Raw genomic sequence first — 23,546 nt, forward strand, 5'->3', positions numbered from 1 at the left:
GCCACACAGCGGATAAAGGAGAGATTGAACCTGCCACACTGCGTTTCCTTGCCCACAATTACCTCCCAGAACGACAGCACCGGCCATGGCAGCTGTGACGGAACCTGGGAGTTACGGGATATGCAGATCGAAAACATTGCGCCGGCACAGGAAACTGTCCGCGAATGGCTGAAGAAGCCGCGCCATCAGCTGCTGATCGGCGGGCAATGGGTGGACCCGGCGGCGGGGCGCACGCTGCCCACCATCAATCCGGCCACCGGTGAGGTTCTGGCGGAGATCGCCGCCGCCGATGCAGTTGATGTGGACCGCGCCGTCGCCGCGGCGCGCAAGGCCTTTGATGATGGCGAATGGCGGTCGATGACGCCGGCCCTGCGCGCCCGGCTGCTGTGGCGCATTGCCGATCTGATCGATGCCCATATCGACGAATTGTCGGAACTGGAAACGCTGGACCAGGGCAAGGCGCTGTATGTCGGGCGCTGGGCCGAAATCCCCATGGCCGCCGAACAGTTCCGCTTCTTCGCCGGCCTGTGCACCAAGGTGACGGGCGACACGATCCCGTCCAGCATCAATTATCAGCCGGCGGGCAAGCGGGTCGCGGCCTTCACCACCAAGGAACCGGTGGGCGTGGTGGCCGCCATCACGCCTTGGAACTCCCCACTGATCATGCATGCCATGAAGCTGGCCCCGGCGCTGGCCGCCGGCTGTACGGTCGTGTTGAAGCCGGCGGAGGAAACCTCGCTGACCGCGCTGCGTCTGGCTGAACTGCTGGTTGAGGCCGGTGTGCCGGCGGGTGTGGTCAATGTCGTGACCGGTCTGGGCTCCGTCGTTGGGGCAGCGCTGGCCGCGCACAGGCAAGTCGACAAGGTGGCCTTCACCGGCTCCACCCAGACGGGCCGTGCCATCCTGGACGGGGCGAAGGGCAATCTGAAGAAGGTCACGCTGGAGCTGGGTGGCAAGTCGCCGGTCGTGATCATGCCGGATGCCGATCTGGACGCCGCCATTGCCGGGGCCGCCAACGCCATCTTCTTCAATGGCGGACAGGTCTGCGTGGCTGGTTCGCGCCTTTATGCCCACCGGTCGATCTTCGACAAGGTGGTGGCCGGCGTGGCGGAGATCGCCCGCAATATCCGCCTGGGCCATGGCCTGTCCCCGGATACGCAGATGGGTCCGCTGGTCAGCAAGCGGCAGGCCGACCGCGTGAAGGCCTATATCGATCAGGCCGTGGCCGATGGCGCCACCCTGGTGACCGGCGGCGGGCAGAAGGGGCCGGCAGGCACCTTCATCGAACCGACCGTGATCATCAATGCCGATCCCAAATCCGCCATCGTCTGTGAGGAAGTGTTCGGCCCCGTGGTGGTCGCCGCCCCGTTCGATGATGTGGCAGAGGTTGTGAAAGCCGCCAACGACACCGAGTTCGGCCTGGCCGCCAGCGTCTGGACCCAGGATCTGTCGGCGGCGCATCGCCTGTCGTCGGACATCTGCGCCGGCACGGTCTGGGTGAATTGCCATTCCTTCTGGGATGTGGCGTTGCCCATCGGCGGCTTCAAACAGTCCGGCTGGGGCCGCGAAAGCGGGGCCGGGGCCATCGAAAATTACTTGGAAATCAAAACCGTATGCATGGTTCTGTGACCTGCCGGTATAGTGACCTTTCGACCAAGGATAGACACCTGATGTACCGTACCCGCAATTTCGGCCGTTCCCTGCTTCTGGCCACCACCATCGCCGCCACCGCTCTGCCGGCCCTGGCGCAGAGCGATACTTTGGTTCTGGAAGAGATCATTGTCACGGCGCAGCGCCGCGAAACCTCGCTCCAGACCACGCCCGTCGCCGTCACCGCCCTGACCGCCGACGCCCTGGCCGAACAGAATATCAGCAGTGCCGAGGATCTGGCCGCAATCGTGCCCAGCCTGATCATGATGCCCGTCACGGCCAGCCGTTCCACCCTGCAGGTCGGCCTGCGCGGTGGTACCGAGCAGTCGGGCGGCCTCGTCACCTCCGAATCAGCCGTCGCCTTCTATGTCGATGATGTCTATCGCGGGCGTCTGGCCGGGTCGAACATGGAACTGGCCGATATTCAGCGGGTCGAAGTTCTGCGTGGGCCGCAGGGCACGCTCTATGGCCGCAATTCCTTCTCCGGCGCCATCAAGATCGTCACCCGCACGCCGGGCGAGGATGAATGGGCGGAGGTGCAGGGCGGCATCGGGTCGCAGGACATGGTCTATGGTTCCGCCTCCTGGGGCGGCGACGTGATCGAGGATGCGCTGGGTGCGTCCCTGTCCGTCCTGTACCGTGACCAGGATGGCTATGTGCATAACGAGGCCCTGAACAAGGATGTGTTCGGGCAGGAGAACCTGGCCCTGCGCGGCAAGCTGCATTTCTATGGTCGTGAGGGGCTGAAGGCGACCCTGTCGGTTACCCACACCAAGGACCGCAATGACGGCCCGGCCAACCTGATCCCCGTCACCTTCGCCGGCACCTATCCCACCCTGGCCGCCAACGCCGTTTCCACCACCGACGCCATCCCGCGCGCCGGTTCGCGCTTTGTCAGCCTGTCGACCACCGACCCGGACGGTTACACCGACCAGACGGCGGTATCGCTGGATATCAGCGCGGAATGGGGCGATGTGACGGTGCGGTCAATCTCCGCCTTTGTCGGCACGCAGGACGGCTTCGTCTTCGACCTGTCGGGTGGCATCCGCAATCCCGACGGCAGCTATCGGCCCAATGGTCTGGTCCGCGACGGGCGCGGCAGCACCGACCAGTACAGCCAGGAAATCCAGTTCCAGGGTGATGGGCTGGACGGCAAGCTGAACTGGATCACCGGCCTCTATTACTTCCGAGAGGAAAGCCATCAGGTGCTGAAGGACCAGCTGGTGCTGGGCCAGTTCTTCACCATGCCCGTCCTGCCGCAGACCATCGACACCACCACCGACAGCTACGCCGCCTTCGTCCAGGGCACCTATCAGGTGGATGACCGCCTGTCTGTGACCGGCGGCCTGCGCTATACTGAGGACAAGAAGAAGCTGGATGGCACGATCCAGAACTACCTGCCCTTCGCGCCCGGCCCGGCCATCGCCCTGGTGCCCGTGAAGCGGGAGCCGAAATTCAGCTCCTGGTCGCCCAAGGTCGGCGCTGACTACAAGATCACCGACGATGTCTTCGCCTATGCCACCGTCTCGCGCGGGTTCAAGGCTGGCGGCTTCAACGGGCTGGCCGTCGCCAACCCGGTGGTGTTCGGCACCGTCTATGATCCGCAGACCGTCTGGGCCTATGAGGGCGGGTTGAAGGTGACGGCGCTGGACGGGCGCATGCGCGCCAACCTGTCCGTCTATCGCAACGACCTGTCCGATCTGCAGCAGACCGAACAGGTCGCCGCCGGTTCCTATGCCATCAAGAATATCGGCAATGCCCGCGTCGATGGCGTGGAACTGGAACTGACCCTGAAGGCAGCAGAAGGGCTGGACCTGTTCGCCAATCTGGGTCTGATGGACGACAAGTACAAGTCCAAGAACCCGCTGTCCGACAGCGCAACCTCGGGCGCCAAGCATCTGCCCCTGGTGTCGCCCTGGAGCATTCAGACCGGCTTCACCTATGAAACCCCGGCCTTCTGGCAGGATCAGGCGCGGGTGCGGCTGTCCGCCAGCTACCAGTATCAGGATGATTATTATTCCACGGTCGCCAACCTGATCCAGACGGAAACGGTGGGTCTGGTCAATGGCGCCGTCGCCCTGGTGTCGGACAATGACAGCTGGAGCCTGACGCTGGCGGGCAAGAACCTGACCAACGAAAGCTACTTCACCACCGCCCCCAGCAACGCCGCCATCGCGGTGGCGGAACCGCGCACCTGGACGCTGACGGCGGGGTACAAGTTCTGACCCCGGTCGGCGCTTACATTCGCAGGTAATACTAACGGTCAAAGTTCTTGACCGTTAGTATCCGCGCCGTCTGGCGCGGCGGCGGCTCATGCCGCCGAAGCCTTTAATCCCGATGAGTCGGGATTAAAGGCCGCCGGTACAAAGACAAGCCCGCTCCGGATCGGAGCGGGCTTTTTCATGAGGTGGTCTTTATCAGGCCAGGGATCGCTGCACCTCCAGCAGAAATTCCTGCGCCAGACGGGACGGCGTCACCAGGGATGAGGTCACGAAGGCATAGTCGTGGCGCAGGTCAGGGCGAAAGGGCCGCACCACCAGCCGGTCGCCCAGATAGGATCGGGCCAGCATCTCATTCACGATGGAAATGCCGATACCGCGCGCAGCCAGGGCGCAGGCGGAACCGATGGTGTGTGTTTCCACCCGCACCTCCGACCGCACACCGGCCCGCGCAAAAGCCGCATCGATATGGGCACGCGACAGCCGGCCCAGGCCCAACAGGACCAGCGGCACGCCCTTCAGCGTTTTGGGGTCCAGCCAGGCGCGCGCCGCCAGCGGGTGGTCGGCGGGCAGCACACAGACGGTGCCGCTGCTGATCACCGGGACGGAGGTCAGGTCGGGCCGATCCAGGGGCAGTTTCAGGAAGCCGCCATCGACGGCGCGGGTGGCGATCAGGGTCTTGGCCGTTTCCACAGTACGGCTGTCGATGGTCAGGTGGACCTTGGGAAAGCGGGTCAGGAACCGGTCGATAATGTCGGGCAGCACCCCTTCAGCAAAGCTGGGCGGGGCGACCAGACGCAGTTGACCCACACGGAAATCGGCGATGTCACGCACCAGGGCGCGTACCCGTTCGACATTGCCCAGCGCCAGATCCACCTCATCAAACAGCAACAACCCGTCCGGCGTCGGCACCAGCCGCCCCTTGTCACGGTAGAACAGGTCGAAGCCGATGGTCTGTTCGAACTGCGCCAGCAGGCGACTGACGGCGGGCTGGGTCAGGCCCATGTCGGCCGCCGCCGCCGTCACCGATCCCGTCTTCACGATGGCATGAAAGGCACGCAGCGCCCGTAGGCCGAAATCGGGGCCATCATTGCTCATGCCCGCCCGCCCTTCTCAGGTATCGTCGGGCAGGATGGGAAGGACGATATGGGACGGGTGCAGCGGCCCCATATGCAGGCTGTTGCGCGCGATGACGGGAATGCCGGGGTCCTGCCCCGCCGGCGCACCGGTGCCGGGATTGACATCGAAATGCGGGAAATGGCTGCTGGCCACATCCAGCCGGATATGATGGCCGGCCTGGAACCGGTTGGCGGTGGGAAACATCTCAATCTCGAACGCATAGACCTGTCCCGGCAGCATCAGGCGCGGCTGTTCAAACCCGTCACGGAACCGCGCCCGGATGATGCCATGGCACAGGTTCATGGCAAAGCCAGGCGTGCCGTCCGCGCCCGCCGGATACTCATCCACCAACTTTACCACGATGTCGGTATCAACCGCGCTGGACGACAGGTAGAGACGCGCCCTGATCGGGCCGGCGACCGTCACGTCCCTTTCCAGGGCCGGCGTGCGGAAAACCACGACATCGGGCCGGTCGGCCAGCGCCCGGCCCGGCTGTGGGCAGGCCATCCAGCCCTCACGCTCCCGCTGATCATAGGCACCTGCGGGGATGATGGCACCACCGCTGGCCACCGCCCCGCCGATGCTGGGGACTGGATTGTGTGGGTCATGGTCCCAGGAACGGGTACCCGGTGTACCGGGCCTTTCCGACAAGGTGCCATCGGGCAACAGGTGGAAGGCGGTTGAGCGCACCTGCGCCGGCGGCCAAGCGGCGAAGGATCGCCAGTGACCGCCATGGCGCCACCGCCTCTCCCCGTTCCGCCCGCCGGGGCCACCGCCCATGATGAACAGGCTGACCGGTTGGGGCAGCGGGTCGGGCACATCGGCGCGACGCAGCAGATGGTGATCCAGGAATGCCCGGCGCAGGGCCGTGTAATCGGGGGCCAGATTGCCGTCCAGGGTCGCCGCCGGGCCGAAATCCACCTCCCCCGCATGGGTGACGGACCGTTGTCCATGCGTCCAGGGGCCCATGATCAGCCGGCCCGGCGCCTGCCGCCCCCCGCCCGTCAAGCCCTGGAAATTCTGCGGCGTGGACAGAGCATAGGGGTCGTACCAGGAACAGACATGCAGCATCGGCACATCGGGAAAGACATCATAATAGCCGCACGCATAGAGGCCCGGTCGCTGCCAGCCGCTATTGAAACATTCATCTGCCCATTGCCGGACGATATAATCCTCATATTCAGGGGCAGCACTGACCGGGGAATGGCCGGTGCGCCAGGGATTGATCGCCATCCAATGCCGGATGTTCTGTGCCGCCAGCGCCGCCTTCCGGTCCGGGTCCGCCGCCGTGCGGGGGGACAGGGCCGCATGTTTGACGGCCCAGGTCAGTTGCTTAAGCTCATAGGCGCCGCCCTGGCGGATGCCGCTGTGATAGGCGCTGGCGAAACCACCGCTATCCATGATCATGGCACCAACGCCCGGCGCGCCCAGGCTGGCCATCGCCGCCTGGGTGTGGGCGCTGTAGGACAGGCCTAGCGTACCGATGCGGCCATCGCACCAGGGCTGACCCCGCAACCAGTCCAGCATGTCGATGCCGTCTTCGGCCTCGTTCACATATTTCGTGAACTCCCCCTCCGATCCGAACCGTCCCCGGCAATCCTGCAGGATATAGGCATAGCCGGCGGCGGCGAATTCCGCCGCGATATCGGGTTTGGACCGGGGGGCCGGCTCTGCCAGGCTGCGGTCGGCATGGTTGGTGCCGCGCTTGTTATAGGGGGTGCGTTCCAGAATGACGGGCCAGGCACCGGGTCCCGACAGGTAGATGTCGGTCGCCAGCCGGACACCATCCCGCATCGCCACCATCACATCGCGCAGAATGATCATGGTCATGGCGACACCACGGGCAGATGATAGGCAACGGCGGCACCCGGCCCGACCGGCAGTTCAAGGGCGACCCAGCCCATCACCAGCAGGCACCCCGCCCCCAGGAAGGCCAGACCATAGGGCAGCATCAGGGCCAGGACCGAGCCGACGCCCGCCCCCTTGTTCCAGCGCTGACAGATGACCAGCACCAGGGGGAAGTTGGACATCAAGGGCGTCAGGATATTGGTGACGCTATCCCCCATGCGATAGGCGGCGGTGGTCATTTCCGGCGAAATGCCCAGCAGCATCAGCATGGGCACCACCACGGGCGCCATGGCGCTCCATTTCGCGGATGCCGACCCGATGAACAGGTCGAAACCTGACGACATCAGCAGCAGGCTGACCAGCAGCAGGGGCCGGGGAATGTCCAGCGTCCGCAGCGCCTCTGCCCCCTTGATGGCGATGACGGGACCCAGGTTGGACCAGTTGAACAGGGCCACGAAATGGGCGGCAAAGAAGACGATCACCAGATAGGGAGCCATGGTCTTCATGCCGTGGCCCATCATGGCGACGATGTCGCGATGCGATTTCACCGTCCCCACGGCCCGGCCATAGGCCCAGCCGCAGGCCAGGAACAGCAACATGAAACCGCCGATCAGGGCGCGGTAGAAGGGGGTGGTCCGCTGCGGCCCCTCTGCCGCGCGGTCCAGCAGCGGGGTGAAGCCGGGCCAGAAGGTGAAGGCCGCGAACAGGCCGATCACGGCCAGTGCCGCCAGCCCGGCATGGGCCAGCCCGCGCCGCTGCATCTTGGTAAGACCCTCATGGGGCACGACCAGGGCGGCGGCTTCGGCATCGGGCCGCCAGGGGCCCAGGCGCGGTTCCACGATCCGGTCGGTGATGAACCAGGCAACGGGCGCGAAGGTCAGGCAGATGCCGATGCTGAACCACCAGTTGCCCAGCGGGTTCATGGTGAATTTCGGATCGATCAGGCGGGCCGCCGCCTCCGTGATGCCCAGCAGCAGCACATCCACCTGTCCCGGCACCACATTGCCGGCAAAGCCACCGGAAATGGCAGCGAACGCCGTGGCGATACCGGCCATGGGATGGCGCCCCGCCTCGGCATAGATCAGAGCCGCCAGGGGGATGAACACGACATAGGCGGCATCCGACGCGTGATGGGACAAGAGGCCGATGATGAATACCGACGGTGTCAGGGCCCAGCGCGGTACCTTGCCGATGGACCCGGACAGCAGGGCCGTGAACAGGCCCGACCGTTCGGCCACCGCCGCGCCCAGCATGACCACCAGCACCAGACCCAATGGCGGAAAGCCCGTCAGCGTCGTCGGCATGCCGACCAGCAGCCGGCGCAGGTTCGCCTCGGTCAGCAGGCTTTCAACCTGCAAAAGCTTGCCGCTGACCGGGTTGACGGCACTCCACCCGACGCTGGCGGCCAGCACCGACAGGGCAATGACCAGCAGGATGAAGCCCAGGAAGATGAACACCGGGTCGGGCAAGGCATTGCCCCAGCGTTCAACCCGGTCCAACCAACCGGGACGGTCATCTTTGCGCATGGACTGCATGATGGAACCTTCAGACATCCGGCGGACGGGCACAGCGGCCCGCCCGCCCAGGCAGCATGTCAGAACTTGGTCGACAGGTTGGCATAGAAGTACCGGCCCCTTATGTCATAGGTGTACATGTCGAAATTGATGGGATTATTGGCGGCGGACAAGGGCGGCTGCCGGTCCAGCACATTGTCGACGCCCAAGGCCACGCGCGTGTCGCTGTCGGGGATGGTGTAGCCCAATTGCAGATCCTGATAGGTGATGCTCTTGGTCCGTCCGCCATTGATGGCATTGCCGGCGACATCGGTGGAGGAGCCGATATAGCGGGCCTTCCAGCCCAGATCGATGCTGTCCACCTTGTACCGGGCCGATGCCTGCCCCTTCCAGCGGGGGAAGGTGGAACGCGGCTGATCGCCCTTGCCGGCCCGGTCATCCACGGCGACGCTGCCATCGGGCTGCGGCACGAATGTGCGGTACTTCTCCAGATAGGAGACATCGACCGCAACCTCGAAATCACCGACATCGGTGGTGAATTCATAGCGGGCGGTAGCGTCGATGCCTTCCACCTCGATCCGGGACAGGTTGACCACGGCCTGGGTCAGGCGGGTGACCTCACCACTGGCGGCGCGGGCCACCAGATTGCAGAACACACCGGTATTAGCACAGGCGATCAGGATCTGCGTGGCGGTCTGGGACGCGATGGCGTCCTTCACCTTGATCTCAAACCAGTCGGCGGTCAGGGTCAGGCCCGGCAGGCCGGACGGGGTGATGGCCAGACCGGCGCTATAGGTATCCGCCGTTTCCGGCTTCAGGTTCTGGTTGCCCGCCGTGATGCCGGCGATCAGGCCGCCATTGAATTGGTTCTGGTTATAGGCGGTGGGAACGCCGGTACAGCCGGTCTTGCCCGCCCCGCCGCCATTGCAGGGATCGACGCCCTGGAAATTCGTCTGGCGCTGGCCCTGGTACAGTTCCAGGATGGAGGGCGCGCGGAAGCCCTGGGAATAGGTGGAGCGGACCAGCAGATCCTCCACCGGGCGATAGGAGACGCCGAACTTCGTCGTCGCCTTACCACCCACTGTGGAATAGTCGGAGTAGCGGATGGCGGCATCGACATCCAGGCGATAGGCGCCCGGCAGATCGGCCAGAAGCGGCACATTCACCTCACCATACACCTCATGCAGGTCATAGGAACCGCGCGTGGGGTCGCGCGACTGCGCCGTGGTCGGGGACTGCCGCGCACCCGACACCAGGGGCAGGACGGTCGACAGGCTGGCCGCGAAGGCGTCGGGCAGATCGTAGGCCTTTTCCTTGCGGTATTCATACCCCGCCGCGAAACCCAGCGGGCCAGCGGGCAGTTCCCACAGTTCGCGGGAGACATTGACGGCCAGATCGACCTGGCTGGCGCCGTTTTCATCATGCGCGTTGTAGCGGATATAGTCCGCCATCTGCGGCGTGATGGCGCCAAAGATGTTCAGCGGCACGCATCCAGCCGCCGCCGCACAAATGGCGGGAGAGGCGAGCGAGCGGTAGACATTTTCCAGATTGATCTGGTTGACCGCATCGAACGACGCCTTGTTCTTGGCATAGGATGCAAACGCGTCCCAGCGCCATTCACCGGCCAGATCGAACTTGCCCTCCAGGCTGCCGGCCAGACGATAGGTATCCACTTCCTGGATATTGTCGCGGTTGCCCACCTCCAGCGGCACCCGCTGGATGCGGAAGGTGGAGCCGGAAAAGGCCAAGGCATTGGCGGTGGGCACGCCATTGGCCGTGCCGAACGGGTTGAAGGCCTGATCGCGGGAAATGCTGAAACCGTTGGAACCGCGGATATCCAGGGGGAAGGGCGAGAAACGCTGGCTGGATTTGCGGTTATTGTACAGCGCCTCCACCTTGCCCGTGACGCTGTCCGTCAGGTCATAGGTCAGGCGCCCGAACAGGCCCGCGCGTTCCGCCGGACCCGTGGCATAGATGCCCTGGGTCATGGTGTTGTAATCATCGGCAGCCAGCGTGGCGACGCGAAAGCTGCCATCAGCCGCCGGCCCGGCCCCGATGCTGCTGGTGCCGGGGATCAGGGTGATGGCATTGGCGGCATTGTTGGCGAAGGCGGCGGGGGTGCCGAAATAGCTGTTATTGGCCAGACCCGGCAGCACGAACAGGCCGCGCGGACTGGTCGGCGCGGCGGTCAGCGGGGCCAGCGCACGGCGTGTAATCTTGCGATCGCTGGTCAGGATCGGTTCGGATTTCGTGTAGCTGGCGGACAGCAGCACATGGCCCCGGTCAAACCCGTGACCGGCATTCACATAGGCGCTGACATTCTCATTATCCCCGCGCTCGGTGATGCCGGCGCGCATATTGGCCTCAATGCCCTCCACCTTGCGCTTGGTATGGATATTCACCACACCGGCGATGGCATCCGCGCCATAGATGGCCGAGGCACCGTCCTTCAGCACCTCGATCCGGTCGATGATGCCCAACGGGATGGTGTTCAGATCCACGAAGTCGCGGAAGCCGCGCCCACCGACAGCGTTGACCCAGCGGTGACCATCCACCAGCACCAGGGTGCGGTTGCCGCTGCCTTCCGCACTGCCCAGATAGCGCAGATTGATGGAACTGACGCCGAAGGATGTCCCCTGGGTGCCGTTGGAATTCAGCGAGACACCGACGCTGGGCAGGCTTTGCAGCAGGTCACCGACAGAGGTGGGGGCGGCATAGACCATATCTTCCGCCGTCATGGTGGTGATGGGCCCCACCGCCGTCGCATCACGGCGGGCGATGCGCGAACCGGTGACCACGATCTCTTCCAGGATGCCGGCGTCGTCGGTGCTGCCCTGCGCCATTGCCTGGGGCGCCACGCCGGTCAGCAACAGGGCCGCCAGGGTCAGTTTCGCAATCTTCGCACGTTCAAGGCTCATCACCGGTCCCCTTCTGTCCATGGGCGGCGCCATTCGCGCAGCACCGCCATTTCGTTGTTTCGGAGGGCAGGTTATCGGCCAAGTCTAAATGCATGCAATGTGATGGTCATTTTTTATCAGGCCATAAAAAATTGATATGGCCAGCATCCTGTGTTCGCATGATGGTAAAGGCGTCCGGCTGTCGGGACCGCAGCAATCGCCCCACGCATTTAATTCGGTAGCTTTTTTCCGACCGAATTGGAATGTCTCATAACAAAATAAACGCCGGGGGTGGCAGACACGAAATCCGTGCGCGCCTTCGCAAAAAAGGGGAGGTTTAACACCATGAAGTCGAAACTGCTCGCGACCGTTGCCGTCGCGGCCTGTACAGTCCTGACGACCGCCGCCGGGGCGCAGGCCCCCGCCGACCCCGCTTCCTTCGATGGGCTGGAAGAGATTGTGGTGACGGCACAGCGCCGGTCGGAAAACCTGCAATCCGTGCCCATCGCCGCGACCGCCCTGACGGGTGACGCGCTGGAGGATAAGGGGGTGGAACGGCTGGCCGATCTGCAATTCGCGGCCCCTTCCCTGTCCATCACCGATCAGGGCCTGACCCAGTCGGTGAATATCCGCGGCATCGGCATTGCCAGCGGATCGCCCGCCGTCGCGAATGGTGTCGCCACCTATATCGATGGCGTGTTCCAGCCCCCGATCCTGACCACCAGCAGTTTCTACGACATCCAGAATGTGGAGGTGCTGCGCGGGCCCCAGGGCACGCTGGTCGGCTCCAACTCCACCGGCGGCGCCATCTTCATCAATACGCAAAGCCCATCGACCGACCGCGTGAAAGGCTATGCCCAGGCCAGCTATGGTTCCTATGACGAGGTGACGGGCCAGGGGGCCGTGAATGTGCCAGTGTCCGACACGCTGGCGGTGCGTGTGGCCGGCAATTTCCGCAAGCGCGACAGCTATTACGACGATGTCGGCAGCTTCAACAACAAGCCCGACAGGCTGAATGAGAAGGCGGGGCGCGTGGGCGTGAAATGGGAGCCGGGGAGTTTCCAGGCTCTGGGCAAGATCGAGCTGATCGACAAGGAAACGGGCGGCTATGCCTATCGCCCCATCGCCAGCACGACCTTTGCCGGCAACCGCCGCGCCGATTTCCGCGAACTGACCTATAACGCGCCCACGAAGAACCATGAGCGGGCGTTGCTGGCCAGCCTGGAACTGCGCCAGGAATTCGACAATGGCCTGACACTGCGGTCGGTCAGCGGTTTCACCAACAAACGCATCAACAATCTCTATGACACAGACGCGGCCATCACGGCCCCGGCGGGCGAAAGCGCCACACAGACCCAGGACCAGTATGTCCGCGAACGGCAATGGAGCCAGGAATTCAACCTGATCTCCCCCACTGACGGTGTCTTCGACTGGATCCTGGGCGGGTATTACCAGCGGAACAAGATCGACGTGGATATCCAGACCCGCAGCGGGTCGCCCGTCGATCCGACCGATATTAACCAATATCCGGATAAGGTGACGACCGGCGTCTTCGCCCAGGGCAATTACGAACTGGCATCGTCGCTGGAGCTTCAGGCGGGTCTTCGCTATTCGCATTTCAAGGCGGAACAGGAAGGCAGTGTCGTGATCGGTGCCGGGTCCGCCATTTTCGGCCCGGCGGGGCTGCAGGTTGCGGACCTGAAGGGCGGCCACCAGGATGGCCGCGTCACGGGCAAGCTGGGCCTGAACTGGCAGGCCGATGACGACACCATGGTCTATGCCTTCGCCGCCCGCGGCTACAAGCCGGGGGGATCGAATTCCGCCGTGTCGGAATTCGGGCCGGAAACGGTGTGGGATTATGAGGCGGGCGTGAAATCCACCCTGCTGGACGGGCATCTGCGCACCCAGGCCGGCATCTTCTATATGAATTACAAGGGCTTTCAGTTCGATGCCCGCGACACCTCCACCGGTCAGTCGGGCGTGTTCAACATCGCCAACGCCACCATCAAGGGGGCGGAGCTGCAGGTGCAGGCAAAGGCGGGCGGCTTCTCCGTCGATGGCGGCCTTGCCTATGTCGACAGCAAGCTGGACAAGCTGACGCTGGTCAATACCCGCACCCTGCCATCCCTGGCGCAATATGGGCCGCAATGCCCCGCCGGCACCGCGTCCAACCCGCCCGTCTGCTTTGATTTCCGGCCCTACCTGACGACGGCGGGCGGGGGGGACAATCTGTTCTCCCCGAAATGGAGCTACAATCTGGGTGTGCAGTACGACATGGATGTGGGGCCGGACATGGTCCTGACCCCGCGCCTGAACTATGCCTATGTCGGGCCGCGCTGGACCAACCTGCTCTATACCCCGACGCTGGATTACTTGAAGGCGCGCGGCCTGCTGTCGGCGCAGCTTACGCTCGCCATGGGTGACTGGACGCTGGAGGCCTATGGCAGCAACCTCGCCGATAAGGATTATGTCAGCGGCCAAAGCGGCAATAACGAACTTTATGGCGCCCCGCGTGAATACGGTATCCGCGCCTCTGTGCGGTTCTAAGGGAAAGGAAACGAAATGCAGCGCATGTTCATGATGGGGGCGGCGACCATTGCCCTTATGGCCTCACCGGCCGCCTGGGGGGAGGGCGCGCCGGTGACACCAGGCGAACCGGCCAGCCGCTGCGCCGCACTGGCAGGCTGGACGGGGGGCGATGGTGCACGCATCCTGTCCGCCACCTATAATGAGGCGGGACCCGCGAAGCTGCCGCCGCCCAACCCCATGGCCCCGCCGCCGGGGCCGCCGCCTCAACTGCCCGCCCATTGCGAAATCGTGGGCGTCATGAAGGAACGGACGGGCGTTGATGGACAGCCCTATGCCATCCGTTTCCACCTGCGCCTGCCTGCCGCCTGGAACCAGCGTTTCCTGATGCAGGGTGGCGGCGGCACCAACGGGGAGTTGGGGGACGCGCTGGGCCGCACGGGACCGGGGGCGCCGGCCCTGGCCCAAGGTTATGCCGTCCTGTCGCAGGATTCCGGGCATGATAACGCCATCAATGCCGCACCGGAACGCGGCGGCGCGCCAGCCTTTGGTTTCGATCCCGAGGCGCGGGCGGATTATGGCGGCACCTCCCTGCCTTTGTCGGTTGGGGCCGCGAAGACGCTGATCGGCGCCTTCTATGCCGCCAACCCGCGTTACAGCTATTTCGCGGGCTGTTCCAAGGGCGGGCAGGAGGGGATGATGGCGGCTCAGCGCTATCCCGACCTGTTTGACGGCATCGTGGCCGCCGCCCCCGGCATGTCCCTGCCCCGTGCCGCAGTGGCAGAGGCCTGGGACACGCAGAGCCTGGCCGCCGTCGCCGCCAAACCCGTCACCCCGGCCAGCCTGGCCGCCAGTTTCAGCGATAGCGACCTTAAGCTGGTCACCCGTGCCGTCCTGGATGCCTGCGACGCCGATGATGGCTTGGCGGATGGGCTGATCGGAAACTATCCCGCCTGCACCCCGCAGAAGGTGGTGCCGGTTCTGCGCAAGGCCACCTGTACCGGCGACAAGCAGGAGGGGTGCCTCAGCAATACCCAGGTCGATGCCTTGATCCGGGTGCAGGAGGGGGCACGCAACAGCAAGGGGGAAAGCCTCTACGCGTCCTTCCCCTGGGATGCCGGCTGGGCCGATATGGGGTGGCGGGTCTGGAAGCTGGGTTCCGGCGATGGGCGCATCCCCGCCATCAATGTCATGATGGGCGCCCCGTCATTGGCCATGGTCTTCACCACCCCACCCACTCTTCCGCCGCCGGGTCTGCAAGGTCTGATGGACTATGCGCTGACATTCGATTTCGACCGGGATGCGGCGAAAATCTATGAGACAGGCGGGGCTTTCACCCGTGCCGCCTGGACCGATATCGGGGCGCGGTCGCCTGATATCGATGCATTCGCGCGGCGGGGCGGGCGGATGATCGTGCCCCATGGGGTTTCCGATCCGGTCTTTTCCGTCAATGACACCACCGCCTGGTGGCAGGAGGTCAATCAGCGCACAGGCGGAAAGGCGGCACAGACGGTCCGTGTCTTCCCCGTTCCTGGCATGGGTCATTGCGCCGGCGGCCCGGCAACCGATGGGATTGATGCCTTCACCTCCCTGGTTGCCTGGGTTGAGCAGGGCAAGGCCCCGGACCGGCTGACCGGCACCGCCAACCCAATGTCGCCCTGGCCAGGCCGCACGCGGCCCATCTGCACCTATCCCACCACAGTCCGTTACAAGGGAACCGGGGACGCGGAAAAGGCGGAGAACTTTACCTGTCAGGCACCATGATGGTCAGCGGCGGGGCGTTCAGAATGGACCGCCCCGCCGTTCTGGCATCAGCAATGGCCCTGCTCCCGGCTGACGAAACCATGGATGGCACGGGCCACCTCACCGCACTCCGCCATGGCGAAACGGGCATCGTCGGGATTGCCAGCCAGGATTCCGACCACAATCCGCTGTGTGACGGCAATCATCTCCCCCGCCAGCGCCGTGCTCAGGATCACCGGCGGCGCTGCGTTGCGCATGACCTTGTGGTGCCAGTAGTACCACAGGCAGCGGACCAGCATGTGCAACACCTCATTCCCCGCACTGGTCGCAACATGCCGAAGCAGCGCCACATGCGAGGCGACGTTTCCGCGCCGTAACTCCTCCACCTGCAGCCGACCGGCCAGCATGCGCAGCCGCTCCGGGTCCCGCTCCCGTTCCGCCGCCAGACCGGCATTGATCTCGTTCACGATGCCGATCAACTGGTTGCAGACCTCGATATCCATGGCGTGGGCCACGAAATGCGGCAATGTCGACCGGACCAGCGATCCCGGCGTGGGATCGGTCCGCTTGAACCCGCCGGTACGTCCACGGACAGAGATGGCCACACCCAAATTCTCCAAAATCCGCAGGGATTGGATGATGATGGCACGGCAGGCGGAATGGACCTCCATCAGGTCATCGATGGTCCCCAGTTCAACGCCGCCGCCCCAGCCGTCACGCAGGATGCGGTGCGCGATGCGAAGGGCGCGGTTGTGGGACGGCTGGGCCGCCTGCACATCCTGCCAGGCACTTTCGATATGTCCGAAAAGCTCCACGACGAAGGACCGCGCCGGCGCCAGATCAATCCGCCCGATGGGAAGGTGCAGCAGCAAGGTTGTGCGGGCGGCACGCACAGCCTCCACCGGAACACCGCGCGCCATCAGATGCAAGGCCATAAGCCGGCGCCCCGTGACGGCCAGTGACGGCGTATGGATAAGAAGGCCGCCTGACGCCCCCCTTCGCATCTGGCCCAGACCGCGCCATTCCAGAACGCGCAGCGCCTGACGCATGGCCGGCGGTGTGGCACCATGTTCGCGGGCAAGGTCAATCTCCGACCCCAGGACGTGACCGGCAGGCCAGCCCCGATCCATCAGCGACATTTCAAGGCGATCCGCCAGCAGCAGGGCGCGGCTGGTCGGAACATAATGATGGATGCCTGTCGCTTCCTGCAATTCGGGCGTCATCATGACCGCATCTCCCCCGGCAATCACAACCTGGCTGACCACGTCATTTCACTATCATGCATAACAATTAACGGGGGCAATCAGAATCCTGCAATCGATTGCCTCTCACCGCAGCAGCATCGGCAGGCGGGGATTGCCGATAAGGCATGCGCACGCAGCCCGCGCCCGGCAATCGATCATCACCCTCCCTCCTAAACGCGGCAAATCCCTGCGAATGAAAGGTAAGCACCCCATCCCATGGCCGGTGTGCGGATTTTTCATTTATTGTGGGGTCCATTAATCGTTTAAGGGCCAAACCAACAGCCGCTCGCCCCATTTTATGCATACGATAGCGCCCATATACTATACTTTTGATTATTCGATATTAACAATGATTAACGTCCATATGCCAAGAAAATGCAAATTTTGTAAGAATATTATTCTATAGTACAAGAAAAAGTGATCATTTGAGAAAAATTTTGACTCCGATTTACATATCCCAAAGATAACATTATCGGCTCGCGCAAAAGGAAAAATGGAGTCAATAATCTTACCGTAATCCCAAACCGGGGCGGGGATTGATCATGACCCATGTTCCTTCAGTCAATGCGCGGAAAAATACCGTCGCAATGGAAATAGATCCATAGATACTTTTGTCTAGCATCACCATAAATCTGCTTGCACTGGCAATGCCTGTTGCTCTCTTGCAGGTTTATGATCGGGTAATTCCCAATCACGCACTTGATACAATGTCCGCGCTGACAATCGGTGTAATCCTGGCATTGGTGCTGGACTTCGCCTTAAGGCTGTTGCGGCAGCGTATATTCGGTGTGCGTGGCGCCAATTTCGAAACACGCGAGAATATCCGCGCGGTGTCCCACATGATGACCGCCGATCTTCGGAGCTTTCAGTCCCACTCGTCCGGCGCGCATATGGAATTTCTCGGTTCCATTTCGACGCTACGCGAATTTGCCTCCGGGCAGATCATGATCAGCCTGTACGATGTGCCCTTCATCGCCATCTACCTGGCCCTGATTTTCTATATCGGTGGGCCGCTGGTGGCGATCCCGGTGGTGGGCATGCTGTTCTTGTGCATCACCGCCCTGCGCCGGGCCCATGCCGCCCTGACCCGGATCACCCAGGTTGAGGATCGGCGGCTCAGCTTTGTCATCAGCCTGCTGACCGGCATTCAATCCGTCAAGGCCATGGCCCTGGAACAGCCGCTTCTGCGCCGTTACGAACGCTTACAGGAAGATCGGTTGACCGAACATCAGGCGACCGAACTGTCCAGCCAGCATCTGGCCGAACAGGGGCAGTTCGCGGTGCAGATCGCCGGTCTGGCGACGGTCGGCTTCGGCAGCCTGATGGTCCTGGATGGCAGCCTGTCCGTCGGCGGATTGTCGGCCTGCATGTTGCTGGTCGGGCGCGCCCTGGCACCGATGCAAAGCATCATGCAATTCTGGTCGCGGCTGCAATCCGCCTCCATCGCCCGCCAGCAGCTGGCACAGATCCACGACATGCCCCTGGCCGCCCGTAGCACCGGCACGGTCGACGCCATGGCAACCGAACCCCGCCTGCGCCTGTCGAACATTCACTATGGTTTCGATAATGGAAACAATCTGCTGGACGGGATCGACCTTGAGGTTGGCCGGGGGGAGATTGTGGCCTTGGTCGGCGCGAATGGCAGCGGCAAGAGTACACTTCTGTCCCTTATCGCCGGCTTTTATACGCCGTCAAAGGGCAAGGTTCTTCTCGATGGGCGAGAACTGACAGATTATGATCAGGAAAGCCTTCGTCACGCGATTGCCCTGCTCCCACAACACGAAATACTGTTTCGTGGCACTATCACCGAGAATATCACCATGTTCCGCCCCGAACTGGAGGAGGCGGCCATGGCCGCTGCGGAACGGGCGGGCCTTCTGGACCTCATCCACGCCCTGCCGCATGGTTTTTCAACCTATGTAGGTGACGGCGCGACCGAACCGCTGCCCCGTGGCCTGGCCCAACGGATCGCCGTGGCGCGTGCCTTGATGAACCGCCCCCGCATCATCCTGTTCGATGATGCGAATTCAGCAGTCGATGATGACGGCGACCGAAGCCTTTTCGCCCTGCTGAACGAAGTGCGTTCCGAATGCCTGGTCATCCTGATCAGCCACCGCCCGGCAGTCCTGAAACTTGCCGACCGCATCTACAGCCTTGCTGATGGCAAGCTCGACCTCACGCAGGAGTTCCAGGCATGACCCTGTCACTGGAGGCCACCAAAACCCATCCCCCCGATTTCATCTGGGGCACCAATGCCGGAACGGCCAATGCCACGGTATCGCCCGACATGACCCCTTGTTTTGAGGGTCTTTCGCTGCTGCTGAAGCATCTGGGCTGGCCGGTAACGTCCCGGCAGGTAGCGGAAGCGATGCCGGTTACGCCCGGCCTCGACCCGGCGGACGACCTGCGTGACGTGCTGGGCCGGCTGGGGTTCAGCGCCATGGTACAGGCCGGGGGGCATTTCAGCCCGAAGACACTGGCCCGGCTGCACGGTACGCGGCGCGACCGGCGCCTGCCCCTGCTCTACCTGCCGGTCAGCGGCGCGCCATTGCTGGTGGAACCGCGCGGTCATCAACTGACCATTCTGCAGCCGCAGGAGAGCGGTGGCGCGTTCCGGTCGGAGCGGAAGGAAGGTCTGGATGCCGGCATGATTGTCGTCCTGGCGCCCCCATCCGGCATGGCGAGTGGCGACAAGCAGCCATGGCTGCGCGCGCGCATATCCGAAGGCATGCCGCTGGTGGTGGTCTCCCTGTTCCTGACGCTGCTGGCCAATGCGCTTGCTCTGGCGAACCCGCTGTTCGTGATGTCTGTCTATGACAAGGTTATTGCCGCCAATCAGCCGGACCTGCTGGTCATGCTGGGGGTTGGGGCCATCGGGGCCTGCCTGCTTGAACTGATCATCCGCCGGACCCGTAGCCGGACCATGGCCCATGCCGGTGCACGGCTGGGCTATCTGGTGGGCAATGCGGTGCTGGGCCGGCTTCTGGCTCTGCCCAGTTCCATGACCGAACGTGTCTCCATCGCGGCACAATTGGCGCGCGTGCGCGACATTGACCGGGTGCGCGACCTGCTGACGGGTCCGCTGGCACAGGCCTGCCTGGACCTGCCCTTCATGTTCCTGTTCATCGGCGCCATTTTCGCCATGGGCGGGTGGCTGGGACTTGTCCCGCTGGTGGCGGTGGGTGTCTATGCCATCGTGGCCGTCATCGCCAATGCCATCGTCCAGCAGCGCGTCACCCGCTCCGCCGTCGCCAATGCGCGCCGTCAGGAACTGGCGCTGGAAATCATCGAGCGCATGAAGGCCATCCGCATCCTGGGCGACCTGGATATCTGGCGTCAGCGCTATGCCAATGTGGTGCGGGAAGCAGCGGCAGCCAACCTGAACCATTCCCAGGCGGCGGCAACGGTGGCCACCATCAGTGTGATGATGGGCACGCTCACCGCCCTGGCCACGCTGCTGACCGGCATTCATCAGGTGATGGCCGGCAACCTGTCCACCGGTGGATTGATCGCTTGCATGATGCTGGTCTGGCGCATGCTGGGCCCCTTGCAGTCCGCCTTTACGGCCAGCGCCCGCGTCACGCAGATCCGCTCCTCCATGAAGCAGATCGAAACGCTGATGGCCACCTCGCCGGAACGGTCGGAGGCTGCGCGCCCCAACCGGGGCGGACAGATCGAAGGCCGCGTCACCTTCAACCGTGTCACCTTCCGCTATGGTCGGGAGTCCGAACCGGTGCTGGGGAACCTGTCCTTCGACGTGGCCCCGCGGGAAGTGGTGGCGGTGGTCGGTCGCTGCGGTGGTGGCAAATCCACCCTGCTGAAGCTGGTCAGCGGCCTTTACACACCGCAGGGCGGCTCCATCCGGATCGATGGGCGCGACATCCGGCAGTTCGATCCGGTGCAACTGCGCCGCTCCATCGCCTTTGTCACGCAGGTCCCACAATTCTTCCAGGGCACGCTGGCCGATAATCTGCGCCTGGCTGCCCCCACAGCCAGCGATAATGAGCTGATGGACGCGCTGGACCGGGCGGGTGCGCTGGAGGCGGTTCGCCGGTTGAAGGATGGGCTTCAGACCCGCTTCGACCTGCATGAAAAGCCGCTGCCGACGGCTGTCCAGGCCCGCCTGTCGCTGGCCCGCGCCTATCTGCGCCGCGCCCCGCTGGTCCTGCTGGACGAACCGATCAGCGGCTTCGATTTCGAGGGTGAGTTCGCCTTCATGTCGGCCATTGAGACGCTGCGCCAGCAGGCAACCGTCTTCTTCGCCACCCACCGCCGCAGCCATCTGGGGATCGCCGACAAGGTGCTGATCCTGGAACACGGCACCACCCGCTATTTCGGCACCGCGGACAAGGTCCGGGACCGTATTCCGAAGGGGATGATCTGATGCGCACCGCCCACGCCCTGTCCATGCCCGCCCCCGCCATGCGGGCCCCCTTCGCCACGGACGAGATGGTGGAAGATCCCGGCGTCCGCCCCCTGACCCGCGCCGCCATCCTGTTGTCCGGCGTCAGCGTCGCCGCCTTCATCGCCTGGGCCTCCCTGACCCCCGTGCAGGAAGTCGCCGTCTCCTTCGGAGAGATCGTGCCTGCGGGCGCCGTGCAGATCGTGCAGCATCTGGAGGGCGGGATCGTCGCCGAAATGCTGGTCCGTCAGGGTGAAATGGTGGAGCCTGGCCAGCCGCTGCTGCGCTTCCAGGGGGCCGCCACCCAGTCCAGCCGTGACCAGATGCTGGTCCGTCAGCAGGCGCTGCGGGCCCAGGCCGAACGTCTGGCCGCCTTTGCCGACGGGCGGGAGCCCGACTTCTCCACCTTCAGCGACAATCCCGACCTGATGGCGGAGAATGCCCGATTGCTGGTCAGCCAGATCGAGGCACGGGACAATCAGCGCAAGATCCTGGCCGATCAGGCGCAGGAGCTGCGCTCCCTTCTGCAATCCAGTCAGGCGCAGCTGGCCAGCGTCAACACCAACCTGGGCTTTGCCGAAAGCAAGGTGGCGCTGCGCGCCGACCTCGTGGAGAAGGGGCTGAACTCCAAACTGCTGCTGATCGAGGCGGAACGGGAACGCGCCGCCGCCATGTCGGAGCGGCAGCGGCTGGAAGGCGTCATCGCCGGCACGCGCAGCAACCTGAACGGCAATGCCTCCCGCCTGACAGAGCTGGACGGACGGCTTCGGCAGGAAGCGCTGGACAAGCTGGGCGCGGTCAATACCGAGCTGGCGGAACTTGAAAAGATGCTGGACGGTCAGGAGGATCGGGTCGAACGCCTTGTCTCCACCGCGCCGGCCCGCGGCATCGTGCAAGAACTGCCGGTGAAGACCGTCGGTGGCGTCATCTCCCCCGGCGGCGTTGTGGCGCGGCTGGTGCCCGTGGATGACGAACTGGTCGCCGATGTGCGCATTTCCCCGCGCGATATCGGCTTCGTCAAGGTCGGACAGCCGGTGAAGGTGAAGATCCAGGCCTTCGACTACACCCGGTTCGGGCGTGTGGAAGGCAAACTGGAAAGCGTCTCGCCCACCACCTTCCTGGATGAACAGAAGCAGCCCTACTACCAGGCCCGTGTGCGGCTGGGCACCAACCATGTCGGCAATGTGGACCTCCACCATGTGCTCGTCCCCGGCATGACGGTACAGGCCGACATCACCACGGGTGAAAAGTCGCTGATCCAGTACCTGCTGAAGCCGGTCTACACGACGATCGCCGGCGCATTCCGCGAACGCTGATCCAATCCCTGCGCCCGCGCGCAACGCCCTTCCGGCTCCCCCGCCCCACCTCTTCTCGGCTGGAGATACACCCCATGGCCCCGTCCAACGGCGACAAGCCCACCCCCGCCCCCAAGGCCACCTTCGTGCGGGAAAGCGTCGCCGATGCCCCCGACCGCCCCCTCAAGGCTCTGGAGCGCCCCGTCGCTGAAACCGTGCGCCAGACGCAGCAGGGCCAGGCCTATCTGGGGACCGTGCATCATGGCAGCCAGCAGGAAGGCGGGATCGGTGAAAGCTTCACCGGCGGGATTGCTTCCTTGGCCCCCGTGACACCAGGGGGCAGCGGCGCCGCGCCGGTCGGAACCGCCACCATCGGCGATTTCCGGCTGCCCCTGGCCACAGGCACGGACGTGATCGCGGATCAGGGTAGTGCCGGAATGGTGGATGTCGGCGGCGGCGGTGGCTTCGCCCAGGTCGCCGATGCGACGGCCCCCTCGCTTGCCGACAATGGCCGCGTGGTCACACCGACCCAGTCTTTCGTCGCACAGCCCGGCACCACCGAGGCACAAACCAGCTCCACCCCCATCCGCAGCGCCGCCGCCCCCGCCGAATCCACCAGCTTTGCCACCCCCGGCCTCGTGACAACACAAACAACGGGGGGTGCGACGGGCACAGGCACCAACACTGGCAGCGGTGGTTCAACCGGCACCGAGAGGGGTACGGGGTCCAACACCGGCAGCACAGGTTCAACCGGTGCCGAGACAGGTACCGGCTCCAATACCGGCAGCACTGGCTCAACCAGCCCCGAGACGGGCACCGGAACCAACACCGGCAGCACCGGTTCAACCGGAACCGAGACGGGCACCGGCTCCAATACCGGCAGCACAGGCTCAACCGGCGCCGAGACGGGCACCGGCGCCAATACCGGCAGCACTGGCTCAACCGGTACCGAGACGGGCACCGGCTCCAACACCGGCAGCACAGGCTCAACCGGCTCCGAGACGGGCACCGGAACCAACACCGGCAGCACGGGTTCGACCGGCTCCGAGACGGGCACCGGAACCAACACCGGCAGCACAGGCTCGACCG

General features: G+C 64.1%; 13 protein-coding genes. 8 read left to right on the plus strand and 5 right to left on the minus strand.

The features are described 5' to 3' along the window. The first annotated feature begins 120 nt into the window (after window positions 1–120). On the plus strand, window positions 121–1,629 hold the full coding sequence (locus ACODSP_RS07120; protein WP_488964926.1) for an aldehyde dehydrogenase family protein: 1,509 nt from the start codon (window positions 121–123) through the stop codon (window positions 1,627–1,629). 41 nt (window positions 1,630–1,670) lie between these two features. Then, on the plus strand, window positions 1,671–3,875 hold the full coding sequence (locus ACODSP_RS07125; protein WP_488964927.1) for a TonB-dependent receptor: 2,205 nt from the start codon (window positions 1,671–1,673) through the stop codon (window positions 3,873–3,875). 192 nt (window positions 3,876–4,067) lie between these two features. Here ACODSP_RS07125 and ACODSP_RS07130 read toward each other — a convergent pair whose 3' ends face one another. Genes ACODSP_RS07130 through ACODSP_RS07145 form a run of 4 tightly spaced genes read right to left on the minus strand, consistent with a single transcriptional unit; the run spans window position 4,068 to window position 11,268 of the window. Further along, a complete protein-coding gene (locus ACODSP_RS07130) occupies window positions 4,068–4,967 on the minus strand; it encodes a LysR substrate-binding domain-containing protein (protein ID WP_488964928.1) in 900 nt (299 codons plus the stop codon). A 15-nt stretch (window positions 4,968–4,982) separates the two neighbouring features. Continuing rightward, window positions 4,983–6,818, minus strand: a complete 1,836-nt coding sequence (locus tag ACODSP_RS07135; RefSeq protein WP_488964929.1) for a CocE/NonD family hydrolase — start codon at window positions 6,816–6,818, stop codon at window positions 4,983–4,985. Continuing rightward, the gene (locus ACODSP_RS07140; RefSeq protein ID WP_488964930.1) at window positions 6,815–8,371 is read right to left on the minus strand and encodes an AbgT family transporter; all 1,557 of its coding nucleotides are present in this window, start codon (window positions 8,369–8,371) and stop codon (window positions 6,815–6,817) included. Before ACODSP_RS07140 ends, ACODSP_RS07135 begins: the two co-directional genes overlap by 4 nt. A 59-nt stretch (window positions 8,372–8,430) precedes the next feature. Then, the gene (locus ACODSP_RS07145) at window positions 8,431–11,268 is read right to left on the minus strand and encodes a TonB-dependent receptor (protein WP_488964931.1); all 2,838 of its coding nucleotides are present in this window, start codon (window positions 11,266–11,268) and stop codon (window positions 8,431–8,433) included. Window positions 11,269–11,592: 324 nt separating this feature from the next. Between ACODSP_RS07145 and ACODSP_RS07150 the strand changes: the two genes are divergently transcribed. Next, entirely contained in the window at window positions 11,593–13,794 is a 2,202-nt protein-coding gene (locus ACODSP_RS07150; protein ID WP_488964932.1) for a TonB-dependent receptor, read from the plus strand. Between the two features lie 15 nt (window positions 13,795–13,809). Next, window positions 13,810–15,537, plus strand: coding sequence for a tannase/feruloyl esterase family alpha/beta hydrolase (locus ACODSP_RS07155; RefSeq protein ID WP_488964933.1), 1,728 nt, complete (start codon window positions 13,810–13,812; stop codon window positions 15,535–15,537). A gap of 47 nt (window positions 15,538–15,584) precedes the next feature. On the opposite strand, the gene ACODSP_RS07160 is transcribed toward ACODSP_RS07155, so the two are convergent. Beyond that, window positions 15,585–16,742, minus strand: coding sequence for a hypothetical protein (locus tag ACODSP_RS07160; RefSeq protein ID WP_488964934.1), 1,158 nt, complete (start codon window positions 16,740–16,742; stop codon window positions 15,585–15,587). Between the two features lie 629 nt (window positions 16,743–17,371). On the opposite strand from ACODSP_RS07160, the gene ACODSP_RS07165 reads away from it, so the two are divergent. From ACODSP_RS07165 to ACODSP_RS07180, 4 genes are all read left to right on the plus strand, one after another. Then, window positions 17,372–18,958 carry a peptidase domain-containing ABC transporter gene (locus ACODSP_RS07165; RefSeq protein ID WP_488964935.1) on the plus strand — a complete coding sequence of 529 codons (1,587 nt, stop codon included), beginning with the start codon at window positions 17,372–17,374 and terminating at the stop codon, window positions 18,956–18,958. Continuing rightward, the gene (locus ACODSP_RS07170; protein ID WP_488964936.1) at window positions 18,955–21,144 is read left to right on the plus strand and encodes a peptidase domain-containing ABC transporter; all 2,190 of its coding nucleotides are present in this window, start codon (window positions 18,955–18,957) and stop codon (window positions 21,142–21,144) included. Before ACODSP_RS07165 ends, ACODSP_RS07170 begins: the two co-directional genes overlap by 4 nt. Beyond that, on the plus strand, window positions 21,144–22,478 hold the full coding sequence (locus ACODSP_RS07175; RefSeq protein ID WP_488964937.1) for an HlyD family type I secretion periplasmic adaptor subunit: 1,335 nt from the start codon (window positions 21,144–21,146) through the stop codon (window positions 22,476–22,478). The genes ACODSP_RS07170 and ACODSP_RS07175 overlap by 1 nt, the downstream gene beginning before the upstream one ends. A gap of 74 nt (window positions 22,479–22,552) precedes the next feature. Further along, the coding region (locus tag ACODSP_RS07180) for a hypothetical protein (RefSeq protein ID WP_488964938.1) at window positions 22,553–23,546 on the plus strand (994 nt) is incomplete at its 3' end.

This window comes from Niveispirillum sp. FG156 (genome assembly GCF_057809555.1).

Coding starts and splice junctions, on each gene's coding strand:
- ACODSP_RS07130 (WP_488964928.1), bottom strand. CDS start 4,967: ATGAGCAATGATGGCCCCGATTTCGGCCTACGGGCGCTGCGTGCCTTT.
- ACODSP_RS07120 (WP_488964926.1), top strand. CDS start 121: ATGCAGATCGAAAACATTGCGCCGGCACAGGAAACTGTCCGCGAATGG.
- ACODSP_RS07150 (WP_488964932.1), top strand. CDS start 11,593: ATGAAGTCGAAACTGCTCGCGACCGTTGCCGTCGCGGCCTGTACAGTC.
- ACODSP_RS07140 (WP_488964930.1), bottom strand. CDS start 8,371: ATGCAGTCCATGCGCAAAGATGACCGTCCCGGTTGGTTGGACCGGGTT.
- ACODSP_RS07160 (WP_488964934.1), bottom strand. CDS start 16,742: ATGATGACGCCCGAATTGCAGGAAGCGACAGGCATCCATCATTATGTT.
- ACODSP_RS07155 (WP_488964933.1), top strand. CDS start 13,810: ATGCAGCGCATGTTCATGATGGGGGCGGCGACCATTGCCCTTATGGCC.
- ACODSP_RS07125 (WP_488964927.1), top strand. CDS start 1,671: ATGTACCGTACCCGCAATTTCGGCCGTTCCCTGCTTCTGGCCACCACC.
- ACODSP_RS07175 (WP_488964937.1), top strand. CDS start 21,144: ATGCGCACCGCCCACGCCCTGTCCATGCCCGCCCCCGCCATGCGGGCC.
- ACODSP_RS07135 (WP_488964929.1), bottom strand. CDS start 6,818: ATGACCATGATCATTCTGCGCGATGTGATGGTGGCGATGCGGGATGGT.
- ACODSP_RS07145 (WP_488964931.1), bottom strand. CDS start 11,268: ATGAGCCTTGAACGTGCGAAGATTGCGAAACTGACCCTGGCGGCCCTG.
- ACODSP_RS07170 (WP_488964936.1), top strand. CDS start 18,955: ATGACCCTGTCACTGGAGGCCACCAAAACCCATCCCCCCGATTTCATC.